Origin of the sequence: Paenibacillus sp. DMB20, from assembly GCF_000987955.1 — a bacterium.
Classification (GTDB): Bacteria; Bacillota; Bacilli; order Paenibacillales; family Paenibacillaceae; genus Paenibacillus_AQ.
This window is the reverse complement of the sequence record NZ_LAZU01000037.1, coordinates 260,117-277,769: the sequence shown is the minus strand read 5'-3', so window position 1 is coordinate 277,769 and position 17,653 is coordinate 260,117. Positions and strand designations below refer to the sequence as shown.

The following is a 17,653-nucleotide window of genomic DNA, read 5'->3' as shown; positions in this document are numbered from 1 at the left end:
AGTGAGGGCTGTTTACGCTTACGAAAAAGAGGAAGCGGATAGGGGTGCCCTCAAGGAGGAACCGAACATGACAAGCAGCAAACAAAAATTGGTCGTTATTGGCAATGGCATGGCGGGAATCAGCACGGTGGAGCAGATCATTAAATTGGGCGGAGCCTATGATATTACGGTATTCGGCAGCGAGCCTCACCCGAATTATAACCGTATCATGCTGTCATACGTTCTTGAGGGCAGTAAAACCGTAGACGATATAGTTTTAAACGACTGGGACTGGTACAAGGAAAACGGAATCACCCTTCATACGGGAACAACCGTCACGAAAATTGACAGTGAACGCAAAATGGTAATTGCTGAAAACGGCATGGCCGTTCCTTATGACCGGATTATTATCGCAACGGGTTCGAACCCGTTTATCCTGCCGGTACCCGGGGCCGATAAGGAAGGCGTGGTCGGTTTTCGGGATATTGCCGACTGCAGCCAAATGATTGAAGCTTCCAAAACGTACAAGAAAGCCGCAGTGATCGGCGGCGGGCTTTTGGGGCTGAGACTGCCAAGGGTCTGGTCAATCTGGGGATGGATGTAACGGTCGTTCATCTGATGGACGACATCATGGAGCGTCAGCTGGACCATAATGCGTCGGCGATGCTGCAGGCGGAACTGGAGCGCCAGAGCATTAAATTCGCGATGGGCAAACAAACCACGGAACTGCTCGGGAACGAACGCGTGACGGGACTTCGCTTCAGCGACGGAACGGTGCTTGAGGCCGACTTTGTAGTTATGGCCGTCGGCATCAAACCGAATGTGACTGTTGCCAAAGCAAGCGGAATCGAGGTAAACCGCGGGATTGTAGTCAACGATTATATGCAGACCTCGATGGAAAATGTTTATGCCGTAGGTGAGTGCGACGAACACCGGGGCGTGTGCTACGGTCTTGTGGCGCCATTGTTTGAACAAGGGATGGTTCTGGCCAAACATCTGTGCGGGGTGGAGACGAAGCCGTACGAAGGCTCGGTCGTTTCGACCAAACTCAAGATCAGCGGGGTGGACGTGTTCTCCGCCGGAGAATTCATCGAAGGTCCGGAGCATACCGTCATTGCCGCGAAGGACGACTGGAAGAGAACCTACAAGAAAATATTGCTTAAAAACAATGTCATCGTCGGTGCCGTGCTGTTCGGTGATGTGACAGAATCGGCCAACCTGCAAAAGCTCATTAAGCAAGAGACCGAAATGACGGATGAAATATACGGATCGATCATGGGAACCGGCTGCTGCGGCGGAGGCGCCAAAAAAGGCGCGTCGGTTGAAGCCATGGCCGACGAAGAAATCGTATGCGGCTGCAACGGAGTAACCAAGAAAACGATCGTTGACGCGATTACGGTTGACGGTCTGACGACCGTGGATGAGATCAAAGCGTGCACGGGCGCAACTCGTTCGTGCGGCGGCTGTAAGCCGGTTGTGGAGCAAATTCTGCAATACGTGCTTGGCGACGGCTTTAAAACGGCAGCCAAGCAGGGAATCTGCGGATGTACGACACTCAGCCGCGACGAAGTGGTGGCCGAAATTCGGGAGAAAGGGCTTCAAACCGTTAGGGAAGTCATGAACGTCTTGGGCTGGAGCAATCCGGAGGGCTGCTCGAAGTGCCGTCCGGCGATCAACTACTATCTCGGCATGATTTATCCGGAAACCCATGAGGACGAGAAAGCTTCGAGATTCGTGAACGAGCGCATGAATGCCAACATCCAGAAGGACGGGACCTATACGGTCGTGCCGCGGATGTACGGGGGCGTAACCACGCCGGAAGATCTGAAGAAAATCGCCGACGTGTCGTTGAAATACGATGTGAAGGTGGTAAAGGTAACCGGCGGTCAGCGATTGGACCTGATCGGCGTGAAAAAAGAAGACCTTCCAAAGGTTTGGGAGGAACTGGATATGCCTTCGGGATATGCTTACGCCAAATCGCTCCGGACGGTAAAAACCTGCGTGGGATCGCAGTTCTGCCGTTTTGGTACCCAAGACTCGATGGGCATGGGCGCACAACTTGAGAAAAAATTCGAACGACTGGATATGCCGGCGAAATTCAAGATGGCCGTCAACGGCTGCCCGCGCAACTGCGCCGAATCGTGCACGAAGGACATCGGCATTGTCGGCAACGACGGCGGCTGGGAAATTTTCATCGGGGGCAACGGCGGTATCAAAGCCCGCATTGCGGATTCCTTCTGCAAAGTGAAAAATGATGAAGAGCTGCTGGAGATCTGCGCGGCGGTGATCCAGTATTACCGCGAAACCGGCCAATACCTGGAGAGAACATCGGAGTGGGTGGAACGGATCGGCCTGGAGCAAATCAAGAAGGTCATCCTTGAAAACGAAACTGAACGAAAAGCCCTGGTGGAACGTATTGAACTTGCCCTCCGGCAGGTTGAAGATCCTTGGAAAAGAGTGCTCCGCGACGACAAGGAACGCAAGGCCCTGTATCAGGATGCGCGACCTGCCGGCGTAGAATAAACAAAACGAGCAAGGAGATGGGAACATGATCAAGGACGGTAAATATACAGCTGTTGGCAAGGTGGACGAATTCTTGATGCGGATCGGACGCGTGGTCTGGATCGAAGGAGAAGAGGTTGCGGTTTTCCGCACCTCCGACGGCCGGCTGTTCGCGCTGGAAAACAAAAGCCCGCACCCTAAAGGGGGGCCGCTCGCGGAAGGGATCGTATCCGGACATTACCTGTACGATCCGCTGTATGATTGGAGAATCGACCTGGAGACCGGGCTGGTGCAGGACCCGGATCATGGACAGGTTCGCACTTATCCCGTTCGTGTAGAGGGAGACGACGTGGAGATTGCGGTTTAAGAGCATAGATAACAGTCAATTTACAGGAGGGACCGCTATGTTCACGCAGGGAGTGGAAACGATCGTTGAGGCGGCAGTGAAGAAGAAAGAGCAGATGAACGCCAATCTGATCCGTTACGTGATTTCAACTTTGCTGGCCGGCGCTTACGTCGGAATAGGCATCGTACTGATCTTCAAGCTGGGAGCGCCGTTTGCTGCGGCCGGCTCGCCGTCCCAGTCGCTGGTGATGGGGGCTTCCTTCGGGATTGCCCTGACGCTGGTCGTATTCGCGGGCTCCGAGCTGTTCACCGGCAATAATATGTTTTTTACCATGAGTACCCTAGCCGGACGCACAACGGCTGGCGATACGCTCAAAAACTGGGTGATCGTCTTTCTGGGCAATTTGGGCGGGGCTTTGCTGCTCAGCCTGTTGGTATGGGGCTCCGGCTTGTTCAAAGGCTTGCCGCCCGAGCATCTTTTGTATACGGTGGCCGCAAACAAAATGAATGCCCCGTTCATGGAGCTCTTTTTCCGGGGGATTCTGTGCAACTGGCTTGTCTGCTTGGCGCTCTGGATGAGCAGCCGGGCCAAGGAGGAAATCGCCAAACTGGTTCTGATCTGGTGGTGTTTATTCGCCTTCATCGCGACAGGCTATGAGCACAGCGTGGCCAATATGACGCTGTTGTCCCTGGCCACCATGCTTCCCGGGCATCCTGAAACGGTATCCGTGGCCGGCTGGCTTCACAACATGATCCCGGTAACGCTGGGCAACATTTTGGGCGGAGGCGTATTCGTGGGAATGGCTTACTGGTTTATGTCGCCGGTAAAAGGGAAGAAGCAGGCATAAGAGACTACGGAATTCGCATGATCACACATAAAGCGGGGAAATCTTCTTTCGGTTCGGCCGAAGGGGATTTTCCCGTTTTTTTGGGGAAGTGCATAAAAAAGGAGCGCCGAACAACCGCGTAAAACGGGCCGTGTCGCTCCTTGCCGTCCTCCAAAGCATTTACCGTTGCTGGACAAGGTCTATCGCACCAAGCACGATATGGGCGAGTCCGAAGCCTAAGACGCCGGTCGCGGCAAGTTTATACTTGCTGCCCAGCAGAGCCGCACCAGAAGCAGAGACCACAGTTCCAAGAACAGCAGGAATCAAACCTTCACGCATGCTGAACACTCCCTTTGAATGGTTTGGATAGACAAGTATATTGTGATCAGATGCACCGGTTTTATGCGCGGCAGCAAGCAGAAACGCATTCGTCGTCCTTTTTGCAAGATTGGGTCGCTTTTCGCAAGGAAAAATATTTGCTTGCTTAAATACAAAAAAAGACGCCCGATTCTCATCGTTCGTCTAATTCATCTGTCTTTATGATCTTTCACTAGATTCTGCAAATTTCAAGCGGGCACAGCTCGCAGTGGCAGATTTCTTGAAGTGCGGCCAGATCCTTGATCACAATCATTCCGCTTGTATACTCGACGATTTCCTTTTTACGGAGATCGCTCAGCATCCGGTTGACGCTTTCGCGAGTGGCGCCAATCATGTTCGACAGATCGGTGTGGGTGATTTTTTTGTTGATCAGGATCGAACCGTCGGCATGCGTTTCCCCATACGTATTGCCAAGGCGGATCAGCGTCGAGCTGAGCGCTCCCGGCTTGCCGTACATCATCAGGTCCCTGAATTTCGTCTGCGTGATCCGGTGATGGATGCCCATCCACTTCATGAAGTCGATGGCAAAATCACAGTGCTGGCATATCAGAATTTCAAGGTCTTTGTGCTCGATGACGCCCACTTCGCTTTCCTCCAGCACTTCTGCCGAGAAGCTGTGCTTGGTGCTAAAGAACGGATCGGCCTGGCCGACCATGTCGCCGGCTTGATACATATATAGAATGAGCTCCTTGCCCTCGTCGGTCGATTTGGTCAGTTTAATGCGTCCGCGTTTAATATAGTAAAGTTTGTCGGAAAAGTCACCTTCCCAGAACAGATGCGATCCCTCCGGGATAACTCGATCTTTCATGGTGACAAGCAAACGGTTCAGGTTTTGTTCCGAAAAACAGCTGGTGTTCCCTTGGGCTTCGATGACATTATCCAAAGTTTTCATGTCTGCATCCCCTAACTCCTTAATATTTTCTGTTAAATTTAAATTAATTATAACGTGAATTCATTCACTTTTGGGGGAGAAAAGCGGGTCAAAAATGGCGAAATTTCAAACAATGTGATAATTTTCACGTTATATGATTTTTATCAGTGCATCATAACACAGACAAGGGGAAACGGAAAGGGGTGAAAAAGAAGCTGAAATAATTTCAGAAAAAAGTATAACATTGTGAAAAAATTCACTATCTTTTGAGCGGTGCCTGTGATATGATCAGGTCGTAGAGAGAAACAAACATTTACCTTTAGGAGGATGAGGGAGATGGCCATTAAGAATGAAGCCGCTCAAACCAAGCAGCAAACCGCAGGGGATTACATTCAAGGCTTGATCAACAAAGCAAACAAGGCGAGAGAACAGTTTGTGCCGTTGAACCAGGAGCAAATCGACGAAATCGTCCGAGCTATGGCTCTGGCCGGGCTCGACAAACACATGCATCTGGCTAAAATGGCTGTTCAGGAAACCGGCCGCGGCGTTTACGAAGACAAGATCATCAAGAATATGTTTGCTACCGAATATATTCACAACAGCATCAAGTACAATAAAACCGTTGGCGTCATCGAAGACAATCCTTATGACAGCTTCCAAAAAATCGCCGAGCCTGTCGGTATCATCATGGGGATTACGCCGGTAACCAACCCGACGTCCACGACGATTTTCAAAGCGCTGATTGCCATCAAGACAAAGAACCCGATCATCTTCGGTTTCCACCCATCCGCCCAAGCGTGCAGCCGGGAAGCGGCAAAAATTTTGCTTGAAGCCGCTGTGAAGCATGGCGCACCGGAAAATTGCATTCAATGGATCGAAGATCCGTCCATGGATAGAACGAATGCCCTGATGAACCATCCTGACGTTGCCTGCATTTTGGCAACCGGCGGTTCGGCCATGGTAAAAGCGGCGTACAGCTGCGGCAAACCCGCTTTGGGCGTAGGTCCCGGCAACGTTCCTTGCTTTATTGAAAGAACAGCCGATCTGGAACAGGCAGTCAATGATCTCATTCTCTCCAAAACGTTTGACAACGGCATGATCTGTGCATCCGAACAGGCCGTTATTATAGAAGAAGCCATCTTTGAGCAAGTGAAAAAGAAAATGATTGCGAACGGCTGCTACTTCGTGAATAAAGAAGAAGCCGCGAAACTGACGGCAGGAGCCATCGTTGCCGAGAAATGCGCGGTGAACCCGGCTATCGTCGGCCAGCCGGCCGTGAAAATTGCGGAAGCCTGCGGCATTGAAGTTCCGGAAGGAACCAAAATCCTGGTTGCCGAAATCGAAGGCGTAGGTCCGAAATATCCGCTCTCGGCCGAAAAACTCAGCCCGGTACTGGCCTGTTACAAAGTGAAAACGGCAGAGCAAGGCATCGAGCGCGCGGCTGAAGTCGTGGCATTCGGAGGCATGGGCCACTCTTCGGTTATCCACTCGAACAACGAAGAAATCATTCAGAAGTTCTCGGACCGGATGCAAACTTGCCGCATTCTCGTCAACCAACCGTCTTCGCAAGGCGGAATCGGGGATATTTACAATACGAACCTGCCTTCGCTGACACTGGGCTGCGGTTCGTACGGCCGGAACGCGACTTCGTCGAACGTCACCGCCGTCAACCTGATCAACGTGAAAAGGGTGAATCGTCGTACCGTGAATATGCAGTGGTTCAAAGTGCCGAACAAAATCTATTTTGAAAAAGGATCGACCCAGTACCTTGCCAAAATGCCGGACATTACCCGCGTGGCAATCATTACGGACCCTATGATGGTTAAACTGGGCTACGTGGAAAGAGTGGAGCATTACCTCCGCCAGCGTCAGGTGCCGGTTGCGATTGAAGTGTTCTCCGAGGTAGAGCCGGATCCGTCGACCGCTACGGTTGACCGCGGTACGGAAATGATGAAGAGATTCCAGCCTGACTGCATTATCGCCCTGGGCGGCGGTTCGCCGATGGACGCTGCCAAAGCGATGTGGCTGTTCTACGAATATCCTGACACGGACTTTAACAATCTGAAGCAGAAGTTCATGGATATCCGCAAACGGATCTACAAGTATCCTAGACTCGGCCAAAAAGCGAAATTCGTGGCGATCCCTACAACTTCGGGTACCGGTTCGGAAGTGACTTCGTTCGCGGTTATTACCGACAAAGTGCTCGGCAACACGAAATACCCGCTCGCGGACTATGAGCTGACGCCTGACGTGGCAATCATCGATCCGGAGTTTGTATACAGCCTGCCTAAAACCGCCGTTGCGGATACCGGCATGGACGTTCTGACTCACGCAATCGAAGCTTATGTATCGGTGATGGCTAACGATTACACGGACGGCCTGGCCATTAAAGCGATCCAACTCGTGTTCCAGTACCTTGAAAAATCGGCTTTGACCGGCGACAAGCTTGCCCGCGAGAAAATGCATAATGCATCGACTCTGGCCGGCATGGCCTTCGCGAATGCCTTCCTGGGCATCAACCACAGCTTGGCTCACAAATGGGGCGGCCAGTATCATACCGCTCACGGACGTACGAACGCCATCTTGATGCCGCACGTCATCCGCTACAATGCGAAAAAACCGACGAAATTTGCGGCTTGGCCTAAATACACCCACTTTGTGGCTGACGAAAGATATGCCGAGATCGCCCGTATCCTCGGCCTGCCTGCCCGTACGACCGAAGAAGGGGTGAACAGCCTCATTCAGGCGATCCGCGATCTTAACAAAAAACTCGGCATCGAAGAATCGTTCCAGCAGCTCGGCATCGATCCTGCCGATTTTGAAAGCCGCGTGGATTACCTGGCGGACCGCGCATTTGAAGACCAATGTACAACAGCGAATCCGAAACTGCCGCTCGTAACGGAGCTTGCCGAGGTATACCGGAACGCTTTCTACGGACGTTTTGACCGCTAAGATACGCAGGGCAGCATTGAAAGGTACGAACAATTGGACTCGTTCTAATCGTTCGAAAAAAGCGAGCAGTCCCCCTTTGGGGGTGGCTGCTCCTTTTCATTTCTTCCTGTATGCGAATTCGTCCGGACGCAAAAGGAAGTGAAAATCAATCGCCGCTTCGAATCGAAAATAGGGTCGTAAGAACTATATTATGAAAACGAATGTAATTGGAATGAGGTAAAATGTTACATAATGTCGAACTTTTTTCATGGATTTGGTAAATATCTGTACTTATATACGCATTTTGTGGTATAAATTAGTAGTGCGGTCACTGATTCATATTGCAATAGAACCAGGACAATGGCTCTATGAAATTAAAAATCGGGCATATCTGCCGAAAGGCAGTGACGCAAAGCTACAGGGGCTAAAGTGAATTTTCGCTATGCCAGCCAGTTGCCGAGTGAAGTGAATTTCACTGAAGAGAACAAAAGTAACTCTGCTTCCGGCAAAGGCAGGGTTGCTTTTTTTTAATGTCAAAAAGTGTAAGATTCATTTATACTTGGCTTATATATGACGCAGGAACGCTACTATCCATGAGAAGGATGTCGTAGTCGTTTCTACTTGAATAATGGCATGTAGCTACGTACAACAACATAAAAGGATCGATGGACATGCAACTAGTAAAAAATCAAAAGGCAAGTGTAAAAGATTGGAAGTCATATGTAAACCAATTAAGCGAGAGCACCTTTTTAAAAGGGAATGCCGAAAAAAGGGGAGTCTCCCTTCATCAAGAGTTCATCTTTCCTTTACCCGAAAACCTGGAGAGAAAGGTTCAAGAAGCGTGCAGGATCAGAGGCATTGAGGTTCATGCTCTTCTGTATTCTGCCTGGGGCATATTGATTGCCAGATACTTGCGTTCAGAAGAGGCCGCACTCGCAATCATCAACGCTTCCGACAGTACATACCCGTTAATCGTACGGTGCGAAGGGAAGACCGCGCTGAATGCGGTTGTACAGAAGATGAACGACGAGGCATCCCAAAACGAGCTTGAAGCCATTCGTTTAGAAGAACTCTCAAGTTTGCTCAATCTTGAAGGCGAGGCCCCCGTATGCAATATCGCATTTCTCAAAGGAGATGCTGTAACGAAGGAAAATCTGCAAAACAGATTCGATATTATGGCGGCTTATCAAGAGCGGCATTTGAAATTCACCTATAAGGACGGCCTCTTTTCGACCGGATTTATCCGTCGGATGGCGCAACACCTAACCCATATCGTGAACGAGTGGCTGGTCGATCCGCAGCAGCCGGTAGAAACCATCTGTCTTCTCTCCGAAGAAGAACGGCAGCAGCTTGAAGAATGGAATCGAACCGACGCCACGTTTGATTCCGAACGAACGATTCACGAACTGGTGGAAGAACAAGCACGGAAGAGACCGGACCGTACAGCTATCGTATATCAAAATGAATCGCTAAGTTACCGGGAACTGAACGATAAAGCCAGCCTCCTGGCGGCCGAATTGATCCGAAAAGGCGCTGGTCCGGAACAAATTGTCGGTATCATCGCTCCACCCTCACTGGAAATGATTGTTGGCCTGCTGGCGATCCTGAAGACGGGAGCGGCTTACTTGCCGATCGATCCGGCTTATCCGGCCGAGCGCATTTCTTACATGCTTAAAGACAGCGATTCGAGGCTGTGCTTACTCGTACCGGGTGTCGAACTGGATCGTCGGGTTCAATATGCCGGTGAATTCGTCAATGCCTCCGTTGCGGCAACCCATGAATGGAGTAACGAAACTTCTCTTGGCTTTTCCCATGCAGGGTCCGATAATTTAGCTTATGTCATTTATACTTCCGGATCTACGGGCAGGCCGAAAGGCGTTATGGTCGAGCATCGTTCGCTCGTTAACCTGTGTACCTGGCATATCCATGAATTTGGCGTAACCGAGAAGGACAAAGCGATTAAATATGCGGGCTTCGGATTTGACGCTTCCGTATGGGAAATATTCCCGTACTTGATGGCTGGCGCGGAAATTCATGTAATACCGGATACATTGCGGCTCGACGCGAATCAACTGCAACGCCATTTTAAGGAAAACGGCATCACGATCGGGTTCCTGCCGACGCAGTTCTGCGAGCAGTTTATGTCCTGGGACAATCCGACATTGCGTATTTTGCTCACAGGCGGGGATAAACTCAAATCATACCGGAAGCAAAATTACACATTGTACAATTGCTACGGGCCGACGGAAAACACGGTGGTAACGACAGTCTATCCCGTCACGGAACTGTCGGAGAACATCCCGATCGGGTACCCTATAGCCAACTCCCGGATTTACATCGTTGACGCTTACGGGCATCCGCAGCCGATAGGCATACCCGGCGAGCTATGCGTGGCCGGCGCAGGACTTGCAAGGGGGTATTTAAACCAGCCCGAGCTGACCCGTGAAAAATTTGCAGCCAGCCCGCTCGCCGGGGGTGAACGAATGTACCGGACAGGCGATTTGGCGAGGTGGACGGAGCAAGGGACCATCGAGTTTTTGGGGCGAATCGACCACCAAGTGAAAATCAGGGGCTTTCGAATCGAAATCGGAGAGATCGAACACCGATTAATGCAGATTGAAGGAGTTTCCGATACCATAGTCATCGATTTGGAAGATGCTTCCGGATCGAAATATTTATGCGGATACTTCGTGGCGGATCGGGAGATTCCATACGACGATGTTGCGGCTTTTTTAGCCGAACGGTTACCGGATTACATGGTACCGGCTAAGCTTGTGCAATTGAACGAAATGCCTTTAACCTCTAACGGGAAAATAGATCGCAGGGCTCTGCCGTTACCGTCCGTTCATCAGGGCCGGGAAGAGAATTACGTCGCCCCCGAAGGGGAAACCGAAGAGGCTGTCGCTGCATTCTGGCAGGAGGTGCTTGGGACAGAACGGGTCGGCGCTTGCGAATCGTTTTTCATGACGGGGGGAGATTCCCTGAAAGCCGCTGTTCTTCAGGTCAAATTGGAACGCCGCTTTGGCGTGCGGATTCCGGTCCCGGTCCTGTTTGAACGGCCAACCGTCCGCGAGCAGGCAGAGTGGATTCTTCAAGGCAAGAAGAATAATTCAGAGGATGAAAATGAAGCGGTCCCGGTTCAAGCAACCCTTCCTCCCATCCAAAAAGCCAAACGAGACGGCGTATACCCGCTATCCTCGGCACAGCGCCGCCTCTACTTTATTGAGCAGATGGAGCAGGTGGGAACCGCTTATAATGCGCCTTTCACGATGCGGATCGAAGGAAATGTGAATACGGAACGGCTTGAGCGGGCATTCCGGGAAATGATTGCCAGGCATGATGCGTTTCGAACTTCATTCCATTGGGATAAAGACAAGGTTGTACAGCGTGTCCGCAGCGCTGACGCTGTATCGTTCCAACTGCATAAAAGGGCGGTTTCTGAAAGTCGTATCAACGAAGAAATAGGCTCCCTGATCCAACCCTTTGATTTAACCAAGGCGCCTTTGATGCGGGCGTATCTTGTCGAGTGCGAGTCGGACGGCCGTACCGTGCTTTTGGTTGATTTTCACCATATCGTTGTGGACGGAGTCTCTGCAAATATTTTCTTTGAGGAATTATCGAAGCTTTATCACGGCGAGGCACTCCCGGAGCTGCCTGTCGGATTTGCGGATTTCGCTGTTTGGCAGAATGAAACCGGCAGCCGTATGCGTTTTGGGGAGCCGGAACAGTACTGGAAACAAACGCTTGCGGGAGAATTGCCGGTCCTGCAGCTTCCGATATCGAAGGTTCGACCGCCGAAGCAAAGTTATGATGGCGATACCGTGACTTTAGAGCTTGACGCCTTATTGACGGGCAGGCTTAAGCGATTTGCGGCAAACACGGGAACAACGACATACATGGTGCTCTTCGCCGCTTATCATGCCCTTCTTTTCCGGTACACGAACCAGGAAGACATGATCACGGGGGTTCCGCTTGCAGGAAGAATGCGGGAAGAGATACAGGCTTCCATCGGCATGTTCGTGAACACGATGCCGGTGCGCTGCTATCCGGAGAAGAGCAAGACGTTCGCTTCGTTTTTACAAGAAGTCAAAACGGTTTTGTTCAACACCTTCGAGTATCAGGATTATGACTTGGAAGAACTGGTTCGCTCGCTCAATATCCCGCGCGACCCGAGCCGCAATTTATTGTTCGACACGCTGTTCGTCATGCAAAATACGGGGAAACTGGAGTTGAAGCTCGAGGGCTCGAAAGTGGATTTGTTCCCTTATATCCACCCGATATCGAAATACGATTTGATGGTTGACATCACGGAAGAAGAGTCGGCCGTTCGCATCCACTTGCAATATTGCACCGAATTATTTGACAGGGCGGATATTGAAGTTTTCGGGGAACGTTTCGTTCGGCTGCTTTCCGATGCAACCGGCAACCCGGACAAATCGATCAGCGAGCTTTCCATGATGAGCGAGAGCGATTTTGACCATGTCGTTAACCGACTGAACCAGACGGAATCATCATACCGGATGGACATGACGATCCATGGCCTCTTCGAAGAACAGGTCGAGCGGACGCCGGACAAGGATGCCCTCGTGTTCGGAGAGAGGTCCATGACCTATCGCGAGCTCAACGAACGGGCTAACCGATTGGCTCATACGCTCCGAAGCAAAGGCGTAACCTCGGACCAGGTGGTCGGGCTCATGGCCGGGCGCTCTTTCGAGATGATTATCGGGCTGCTGGCCATTCTGAAAGCTGGCGGAGCCTATGTCCCGATTGACCCGGAATATCCGGAGGAACGTATCGTTTATATGCTGGAAAACAGCAATACCAAACTGCTTCTTACCCAAGGCGAGCAATCCGGGAAAGTTGCATTTTCCGGCGAAACGCTGCTGATTGACCGGGATGAGGCATACAGCGAACGCTCTTCGAATTTGCCAAACGCGAACAAACCGGAAGACCTTCTTTATGTGATTTACACGTCAGGGACAACGGGTAAGCCGAAGGGTGTCATGATCGAGCATCGGAATATCGTCAACCTGCTCCATCACGTGTATAACCATACAAACGTTGATTACGGCGGTAATGTGCTTCAATTCACGACGATCAGTTTCGATGTTTGCTCGCAAGAGATATGGTCGACGCTTGCTTCCGGCGGAACCCTGCATCTCATCACGAACGAACTTCGGATGAGCGTGGGGGATCTTCTTTCCTTTATCGAGGAACGAAACATCGAGATCTTATTCATGCCGGTGTCATTCCTCAAGTTCATTTTGAACGAAAAAGAGTACGCCGACCGATTCCCTTCTTCGGTGAAGCATGTGATTACAGCCGGCGAGCAGCTGATCGTTCCGGAGAAGTTCAGGACTCATCTTCAGCGCTACGGCGTCTTTTTGCATAATCATTACGGCCCGTCGGAAACTCATGTCGTCACGGCCCATACCATCGATCCGAACGGTATAATTCCTGAGCTGCCGCCGATCGGAAAACCGATTGCCAATACGCAAATTTACATTTTGAACGATTCTTTGCACCCGCAGCCGGCCGGCGTTGCCGGAGAACTCCACATTGCGGGGCATAATGTCGGTCGGGGGTATTACAACAATGAGGAGATGACGAGGGAACGCTACTTGCCGAATCCGTTTGCCCCGGGTGAACGAATGTATAAAACGGGAGATTTGGCGAGGTGGACTCCCGAGGGAACGATAGAGTTTCTGGGCCGGTTAGACCATCAAGTAAAAATTCGCGGTTTTCGGATTGAGCTTGGAGAGGTCGAAAACTGTCTCCTGAACCATCCGAACGTGACGGAAACGATTGTTATCGCCAAGGATGACGACAAGGGCGGCAAATATTTGTGTTCTTATTTCGTGGCCGAAAGGGAACTGACGGTCAGCGAGCTGCGGGAACATATCGGAAGGGAATTGCCTGACTATATGATTCCGTCCTATTTCGTGCAATTGGCGAACATGCCTCTTACGCCCAATGGAAAAATCGACAGAAAGGCACTGCCGGAACCGGATAGGGTTGAAAGCCGGAGCGTATCGTTCGTTGCCCCGTCCACGGATAATGAGCTGGCCGTCGCTGAAGTCTGGCAAGAAGTTCTTCAACTCGACCGGGTTGGGGTCCATGACAATTTCTTTGAGGTTGGAGGCCATTCCCTAAAGGCGACCATAGTCGTAGCAAGGCTTCAGAAACAGTTCGAGATTCGGATGAACGATATTTTCGCATACCAGACTCTCGGAGACTTGGCGGCGCACATCAGGCCGAGGTCCAATCACCTGAAAACGCTGCTGGAGAAGGTCAAGCAGTCTCGGCAATTGTCGGAGCATATCGATTTTTCAGCGGAAAAAGATGAGTACATGAAGCGTTTGGGCGATTACGAGGAGACGGATTTCAAGGCGATCAACGGTTACGGCGAAGTGTTGTTGACGGGAGCAACGGGTTATTTGGGCGCTCATTTACTGTCCGAAGCCATGACGCTGAAGGATTGGAACGTGCACGCCATCGTTAGGGCTGGATCCGACGGCTCGGCATACGAAAGACTCCGCGGGAAGTGTGAATTCTATTTTGGATCCGATTGGTTTGAGCGGCATAAAAATCGAATTTTCGTTTATGCCGGCGATCTGACCCAGGAGAATCTCGGCTTGTCGGATGCCTGCTATCAAGAGCTTGCCGACAAGACGGATGCCGTCTTCCACGCAGCTGCAAACGTCAAGCATTATGGCAGTTACGAGGATTTCGAACTTCAGAACGTAACCGCTACGGCTTATCTTCTCGATTTTGCGGCATCAGGCAAAAAGAAGGATATGCACCACATGTCCACGCTCGGCGTCGCGACGGGGGTTGTTGAAGGGAAAGGGCAAGTTTGCTTTACCGAATATGATCTTGATGTCGGACAGCAGTTCGAAAACTATTATGCCAAGACCAAGTTCGAGGCGGAGCGGCTCGTGATGGACGCGCGAGTAAAAGGAATCGCCACGAATATTTATCGGCTGGGCAATATCGTGTTCCATTCGGAAACGGGCCGCTTTCAGGAGAACATTGCCGACAATGCTTTCTATACAACGATAAAGTCATTCCTGGAGCTGGGTACGGCACCCATAGACGATCAGGCCATCGATTTTTCATTTGTGGATTATATCAGCAGGGCGGCGATATTGCTTGCGGATTGCCGGGCATTGAGAAACGAGGTTTTCCACCTGGCGAATCCTCACGATACGGTTGTGGGGAAAGTTTTGCAGGACAATTCGCTGGATCTTCCGGTTCGATTGGTACCTTTCGAGGAATTTGTAGACTATCTTTATCTGCACTATGAAGATGACTTTTTGAAAGAAGCCATTCAAAACATCATGCTGCATTACGGGTGGATGGAAGAAACTGCCCTGTCGACCATGTTCGACATTCACTCATCGAAGACCGACTTTGTCCTATCGAAACTCGGTTTCGAGTGGCCCAAGTTAGACCGGGTAAAAATAGAGAGAATGTTTGAATTTTGCAAGGAAGTCGGATATTTATAATTTTTGAACAAATTTAAAATTCGACATTATAATTCAAATTCGACATAATTCTTCAAATTATGACAAATAATTCTTTACAAAACCCGCAATTTTGTTTACTCTTTTCTATAGAGACTATCAATCTACCAAACAACGGAGGTTAAGACATGTATACGATCAATTATGATGCGTCAATGAATCGAATCATCGTCAAGGTAAACGAAATCACAAAGGAGAACGTGCAGCAATACATCGACGATTACACCAAAGTACTCGAAAAGGTGAAACCCGGATTTACCGGCCTGACCGATTTGAGCGAAGGGAAATTGTTCACTCCGGATGTTGCGGCAGACTTAGGCCCGCTCGGTGAGCTTTCCGTACAGAAGGGCTTATCGAAATGGGCATACTACACCGGTTCGGCCATTTCCAAACTCCAGATGAGACGGATGTTCGGCGAGGTAGTTGAATCTTTCGAAAAAATGGAAGAGGCGGAATCATACCTTAGAGGTTAATCCCATCAAAACGCGCCCGTTGTACTTGCATCGGGCGCATTTCTGTAAATCAGTCCCGTTCCGATCATAAGGCGGAAGCGGTTCTCTTAAAGTGCGTGTTCAAAAAGTCGAGTTTGAGCACCGAGAAGGTTGGATGAAGCTAGGGAGTGAGGAAGGGAGCGTAGGCAGAACCTACGCGAGCATGCTTACGATGTATGTTTCCCGCGGAAACATTTGAGCTGAATTCAAGATTCGGTGTCGATTCCATTTCCTGCTTCACTTCGTGATCAAAAGTTGACTTTTTGAACTACCTCTAAAAAGGCAGGTGTAGAAATAACCTCGATGAATTACTACAACGAGAACAAACAGTTACCATACAAATCGATTGGACTAAGAAGCGCCGCGATGTTTACCGGGGCGGTCGCCATCATCAATCTGCTTTGCTTTTTGATCGGCCTTCCGGTATGGGCCGGTTTCGTCATCAGTCTTGCGTTGGCCGTACTTTCCGGGTATTTTATCTCATTTTGGCTTTTAAAAAGGATTGCCGATCAGTCTGAAAAAGACTTGCACCAATTGGCATCCTACATTAAACGGGCTGTAAGCGGCGATTTGCAAGAGGATGAAATACAGCTGTCCGGCGACGGAGTTCTGAAGGACATGTTCCAGAGCTTTCAACAAATTTCCGTACAGTACAAGGAACTTTCCGATCAGGTAGATAAGCATATCGATCATCTTTTGGAAACCGGCGATACGGTTAAAATGAGCGCGGACATGGGTTATTACGTGAGCGACATGATAAAAGAGTCCACCCTTGGCGTATCGGCGGAATCCGAACAACAGGCGGAAATGATTCGGATAAGCTCGCGAACGCTTGAAGACGTAACCAATGCCATTCAACATATAGCGGAAAGTGCCGATGAAGCAGCGACCGCAGCCAACGAATCCTCATCGAAAACGGCCGATGGGCAGCATGCCATCCGGAGCGCGATGGAGCGGATGGATTCCATAAGCGAAACCGTCGGTTCCCTGGTGAAGAAAATCAACAATCTTCGGGAAAGCTCGAAGGAGATTCGCTCCTTTATTACGATTATTACGGAAATTGCCGAGCAAACCCATTTGCTTGCACTGAATGCAGCGATCGAAGCTTCGCGCGTAGGCGATGAAGGTAAAGGATTTTCCGTGATTGCCGGCGAAGTTCGGAAATTGGCGGAACAGTCTGCCGAATCCGCGAAACAGGTGGCTCGCGTCATCTCGGTCATTCAGATAGAAACCGAAGAGACGGTAGCATCTTCCGAACAGGTTGCCCGGGAAGTAGCCGGAGGACTTAAAGCCGTGAATGATGCCGGCAACTCGTTCGAATTCATTCAGCTTTCCATCGGAGAAGTGGCAGGGCAAATGCAGGATGTTTCCTCCGCGGTCGAAGAGATTGCGGCCAGCTCCGAGCAGCTGACCGACGGAATGCGAAAAACAGAGGACATCGCCGACAAGACCCTGAAGGAAATGAAAAACGTGACCCAAGCGGTCGAGGAGCATCATTCAACGATGAAACAAATCATGGATGCATCGGAATTGCTGAGCAATCTTTCGAGTGAACTTAGGAGCGTCATGGAGCGTTTCAATGATCTTCGCGATGATCATCCTGCATAATTTCTTCATTAAATATCCGCTCAATTTGAAGAATCAGCACGTGACAAATATCACATAGAAGTGATGTTTGTCACAGCTGTTTTCAGAAAAAGGAACTACAATAAATATGTAAAAACAATCTCAGATAATAATTCTTACAGCTTCACCAGCGAGAGCCACAGCTGGAGGTAAGCACACCAAAGATTGTGAAATGTG

8 protein-coding genes, 1 pseudogene and 1 riboswitch are annotated in these 17,653 nt (G+C 50.3%); of the genes and pseudogenes, 7 read left to right on the top strand and 2 right to left on the bottom strand.

Features of this window, described 5'->3' with window-relative positions; genetic code table 11:
• Positions 1-67: 67 nt before the first annotated feature.
• The 3 genes and pseudogenes from nirB (at position 68) to XI25_RS21945 (ending at position 3,674) form a co-directional block, all read left to right on the top strand.
• Positions 68-2,502, top strand: a pseudogene (nirB, locus tag XI25_RS21955) (nitrite reductase large subunit NirB).
• Positions 2,503-2,527: 25 nt separating this feature from the next.
• Positions 2,528-2,848: a nitrite reductase small subunit NirD gene (nirD, locus tag XI25_RS21950; RefSeq protein WP_046680248.1), complete on the top strand. Its 321-nt coding sequence runs from the start codon at positions 2,528-2,530 to the stop codon at positions 2,846-2,848.
• A 37-nt stretch (positions 2,849-2,885) separates the two neighbouring features.
• Positions 2,886-3,674 carry a formate/nitrite transporter family protein gene (locus XI25_RS21945; protein ID WP_046680247.1) on the top strand — a complete coding sequence of 263 codons (789 nt, stop codon included), beginning with the start codon at positions 2,886-2,888 and terminating at the stop codon, positions 3,672-3,674.
• A gap of 159 nt (positions 3,675-3,833) precedes the next feature.
• Here XI25_RS21945 and XI25_RS21940 read toward each other — a convergent pair whose 3' ends face one another.
• Positions 3,834-3,992: a hypothetical protein gene (locus XI25_RS21940; RefSeq protein WP_046680246.1), complete on the bottom strand. Its 159-nt coding sequence runs from the start codon at positions 3,990-3,992 to the stop codon at positions 3,834-3,836.
• A gap of 211 nt (positions 3,993-4,203) precedes the next feature.
• Positions 4,204-4,923, bottom strand: a complete 720-nt coding sequence (locus XI25_RS21935) for a Crp/Fnr family transcriptional regulator (RefSeq protein WP_046680245.1) — start codon at positions 4,921-4,923, stop codon at positions 4,204-4,206.
• 315 nt (positions 4,924-5,238) lie between these two features.
• Here XI25_RS21935 and adhE point away from each other — a divergent pair, with 315 nt between their 5' ends.
• From adhE to XI25_RS21915, 4 genes are all read left to right on the top strand, one after another.
• The gene (gene adhE, locus XI25_RS21930; RefSeq protein WP_046680244.1) at positions 5,239-7,854 is read left to right on the top strand and encodes a bifunctional acetaldehyde-CoA/alcohol dehydrogenase; all 2,616 of its coding nucleotides are present in this window, start codon (positions 5,239-5,241) and stop codon (positions 7,852-7,854) included.
• Between the two features lie 353 nt (positions 7,855-8,207).
• Positions 8,208-8,294: riboswitch (cyclic di-GMP riboswitch) on the top strand.
• Positions 8,295-8,504: 210 nt separating this feature from the next.
• Complete coding sequence (locus XI25_RS21925) at positions 8,505-15,341, top strand: non-ribosomal peptide synthetase (RefSeq protein WP_235440064.1); 6,837 nt, start codon at positions 8,505-8,507, stop codon at positions 15,339-15,341.
• A gap of 146 nt (positions 15,342-15,487) precedes the next feature.
• Positions 15,488-15,832: a hypothetical protein gene (locus XI25_RS21920; RefSeq protein ID WP_046680243.1), complete on the top strand. Its 345-nt coding sequence runs from the start codon at positions 15,488-15,490 to the stop codon at positions 15,830-15,832.
• Positions 15,833-16,153: 321 nt separating this feature from the next.
• Complete coding sequence (locus XI25_RS21915; protein WP_082112462.1) at positions 16,154-17,458, top strand: methyl-accepting chemotaxis protein; 1,305 nt, start codon at positions 16,154-16,156, stop codon at positions 17,456-17,458.
• The last annotated feature ends 195 nt before the right edge of the window (positions 17,459-17,653 follow it).

Coding starts and splice junctions, on each gene's coding strand:
- XI25_RS21925 (WP_235440064.1), top strand. CDS start 8,505: ATGCAACTAGTAAAAAATCAAAAGGCAAGTGTAAAAGATTGGAAGTCA.
- adhE (WP_046680244.1), top strand. CDS start 5,239: ATGGCCATTAAGAATGAAGCCGCTCAAACCAAGCAGCAAACCGCAGGG.
- XI25_RS21945 (WP_046680247.1), top strand. CDS start 2,886: ATGTTCACGCAGGGAGTGGAAACGATCGTTGAGGCGGCAGTGAAGAAG.
- XI25_RS21920 (WP_046680243.1), top strand. CDS start 15,488: ATGTATACGATCAATTATGATGCGTCAATGAATCGAATCATCGTCAAG.
- XI25_RS21915 (WP_082112462.1), top strand. CDS start 16,154: ATGAATTACTACAACGAGAACAAACAGTTACCATACAAATCGATTGGA.
- XI25_RS21935 (WP_046680245.1), bottom strand. CDS start 4,923: ATGAAAACTTTGGATAATGTCATCGAAGCCCAAGGGAACACCAGCTGT.
- nirD (WP_046680248.1), top strand. CDS start 2,528: ATGATCAAGGACGGTAAATATACAGCTGTTGGCAAGGTGGACGAATTC.
- XI25_RS21940 (WP_046680246.1), bottom strand. CDS start 3,992: ATGCGTGAAGGTTTGATTCCTGCTGTTCTTGGAACTGTGGTCTCTGCT.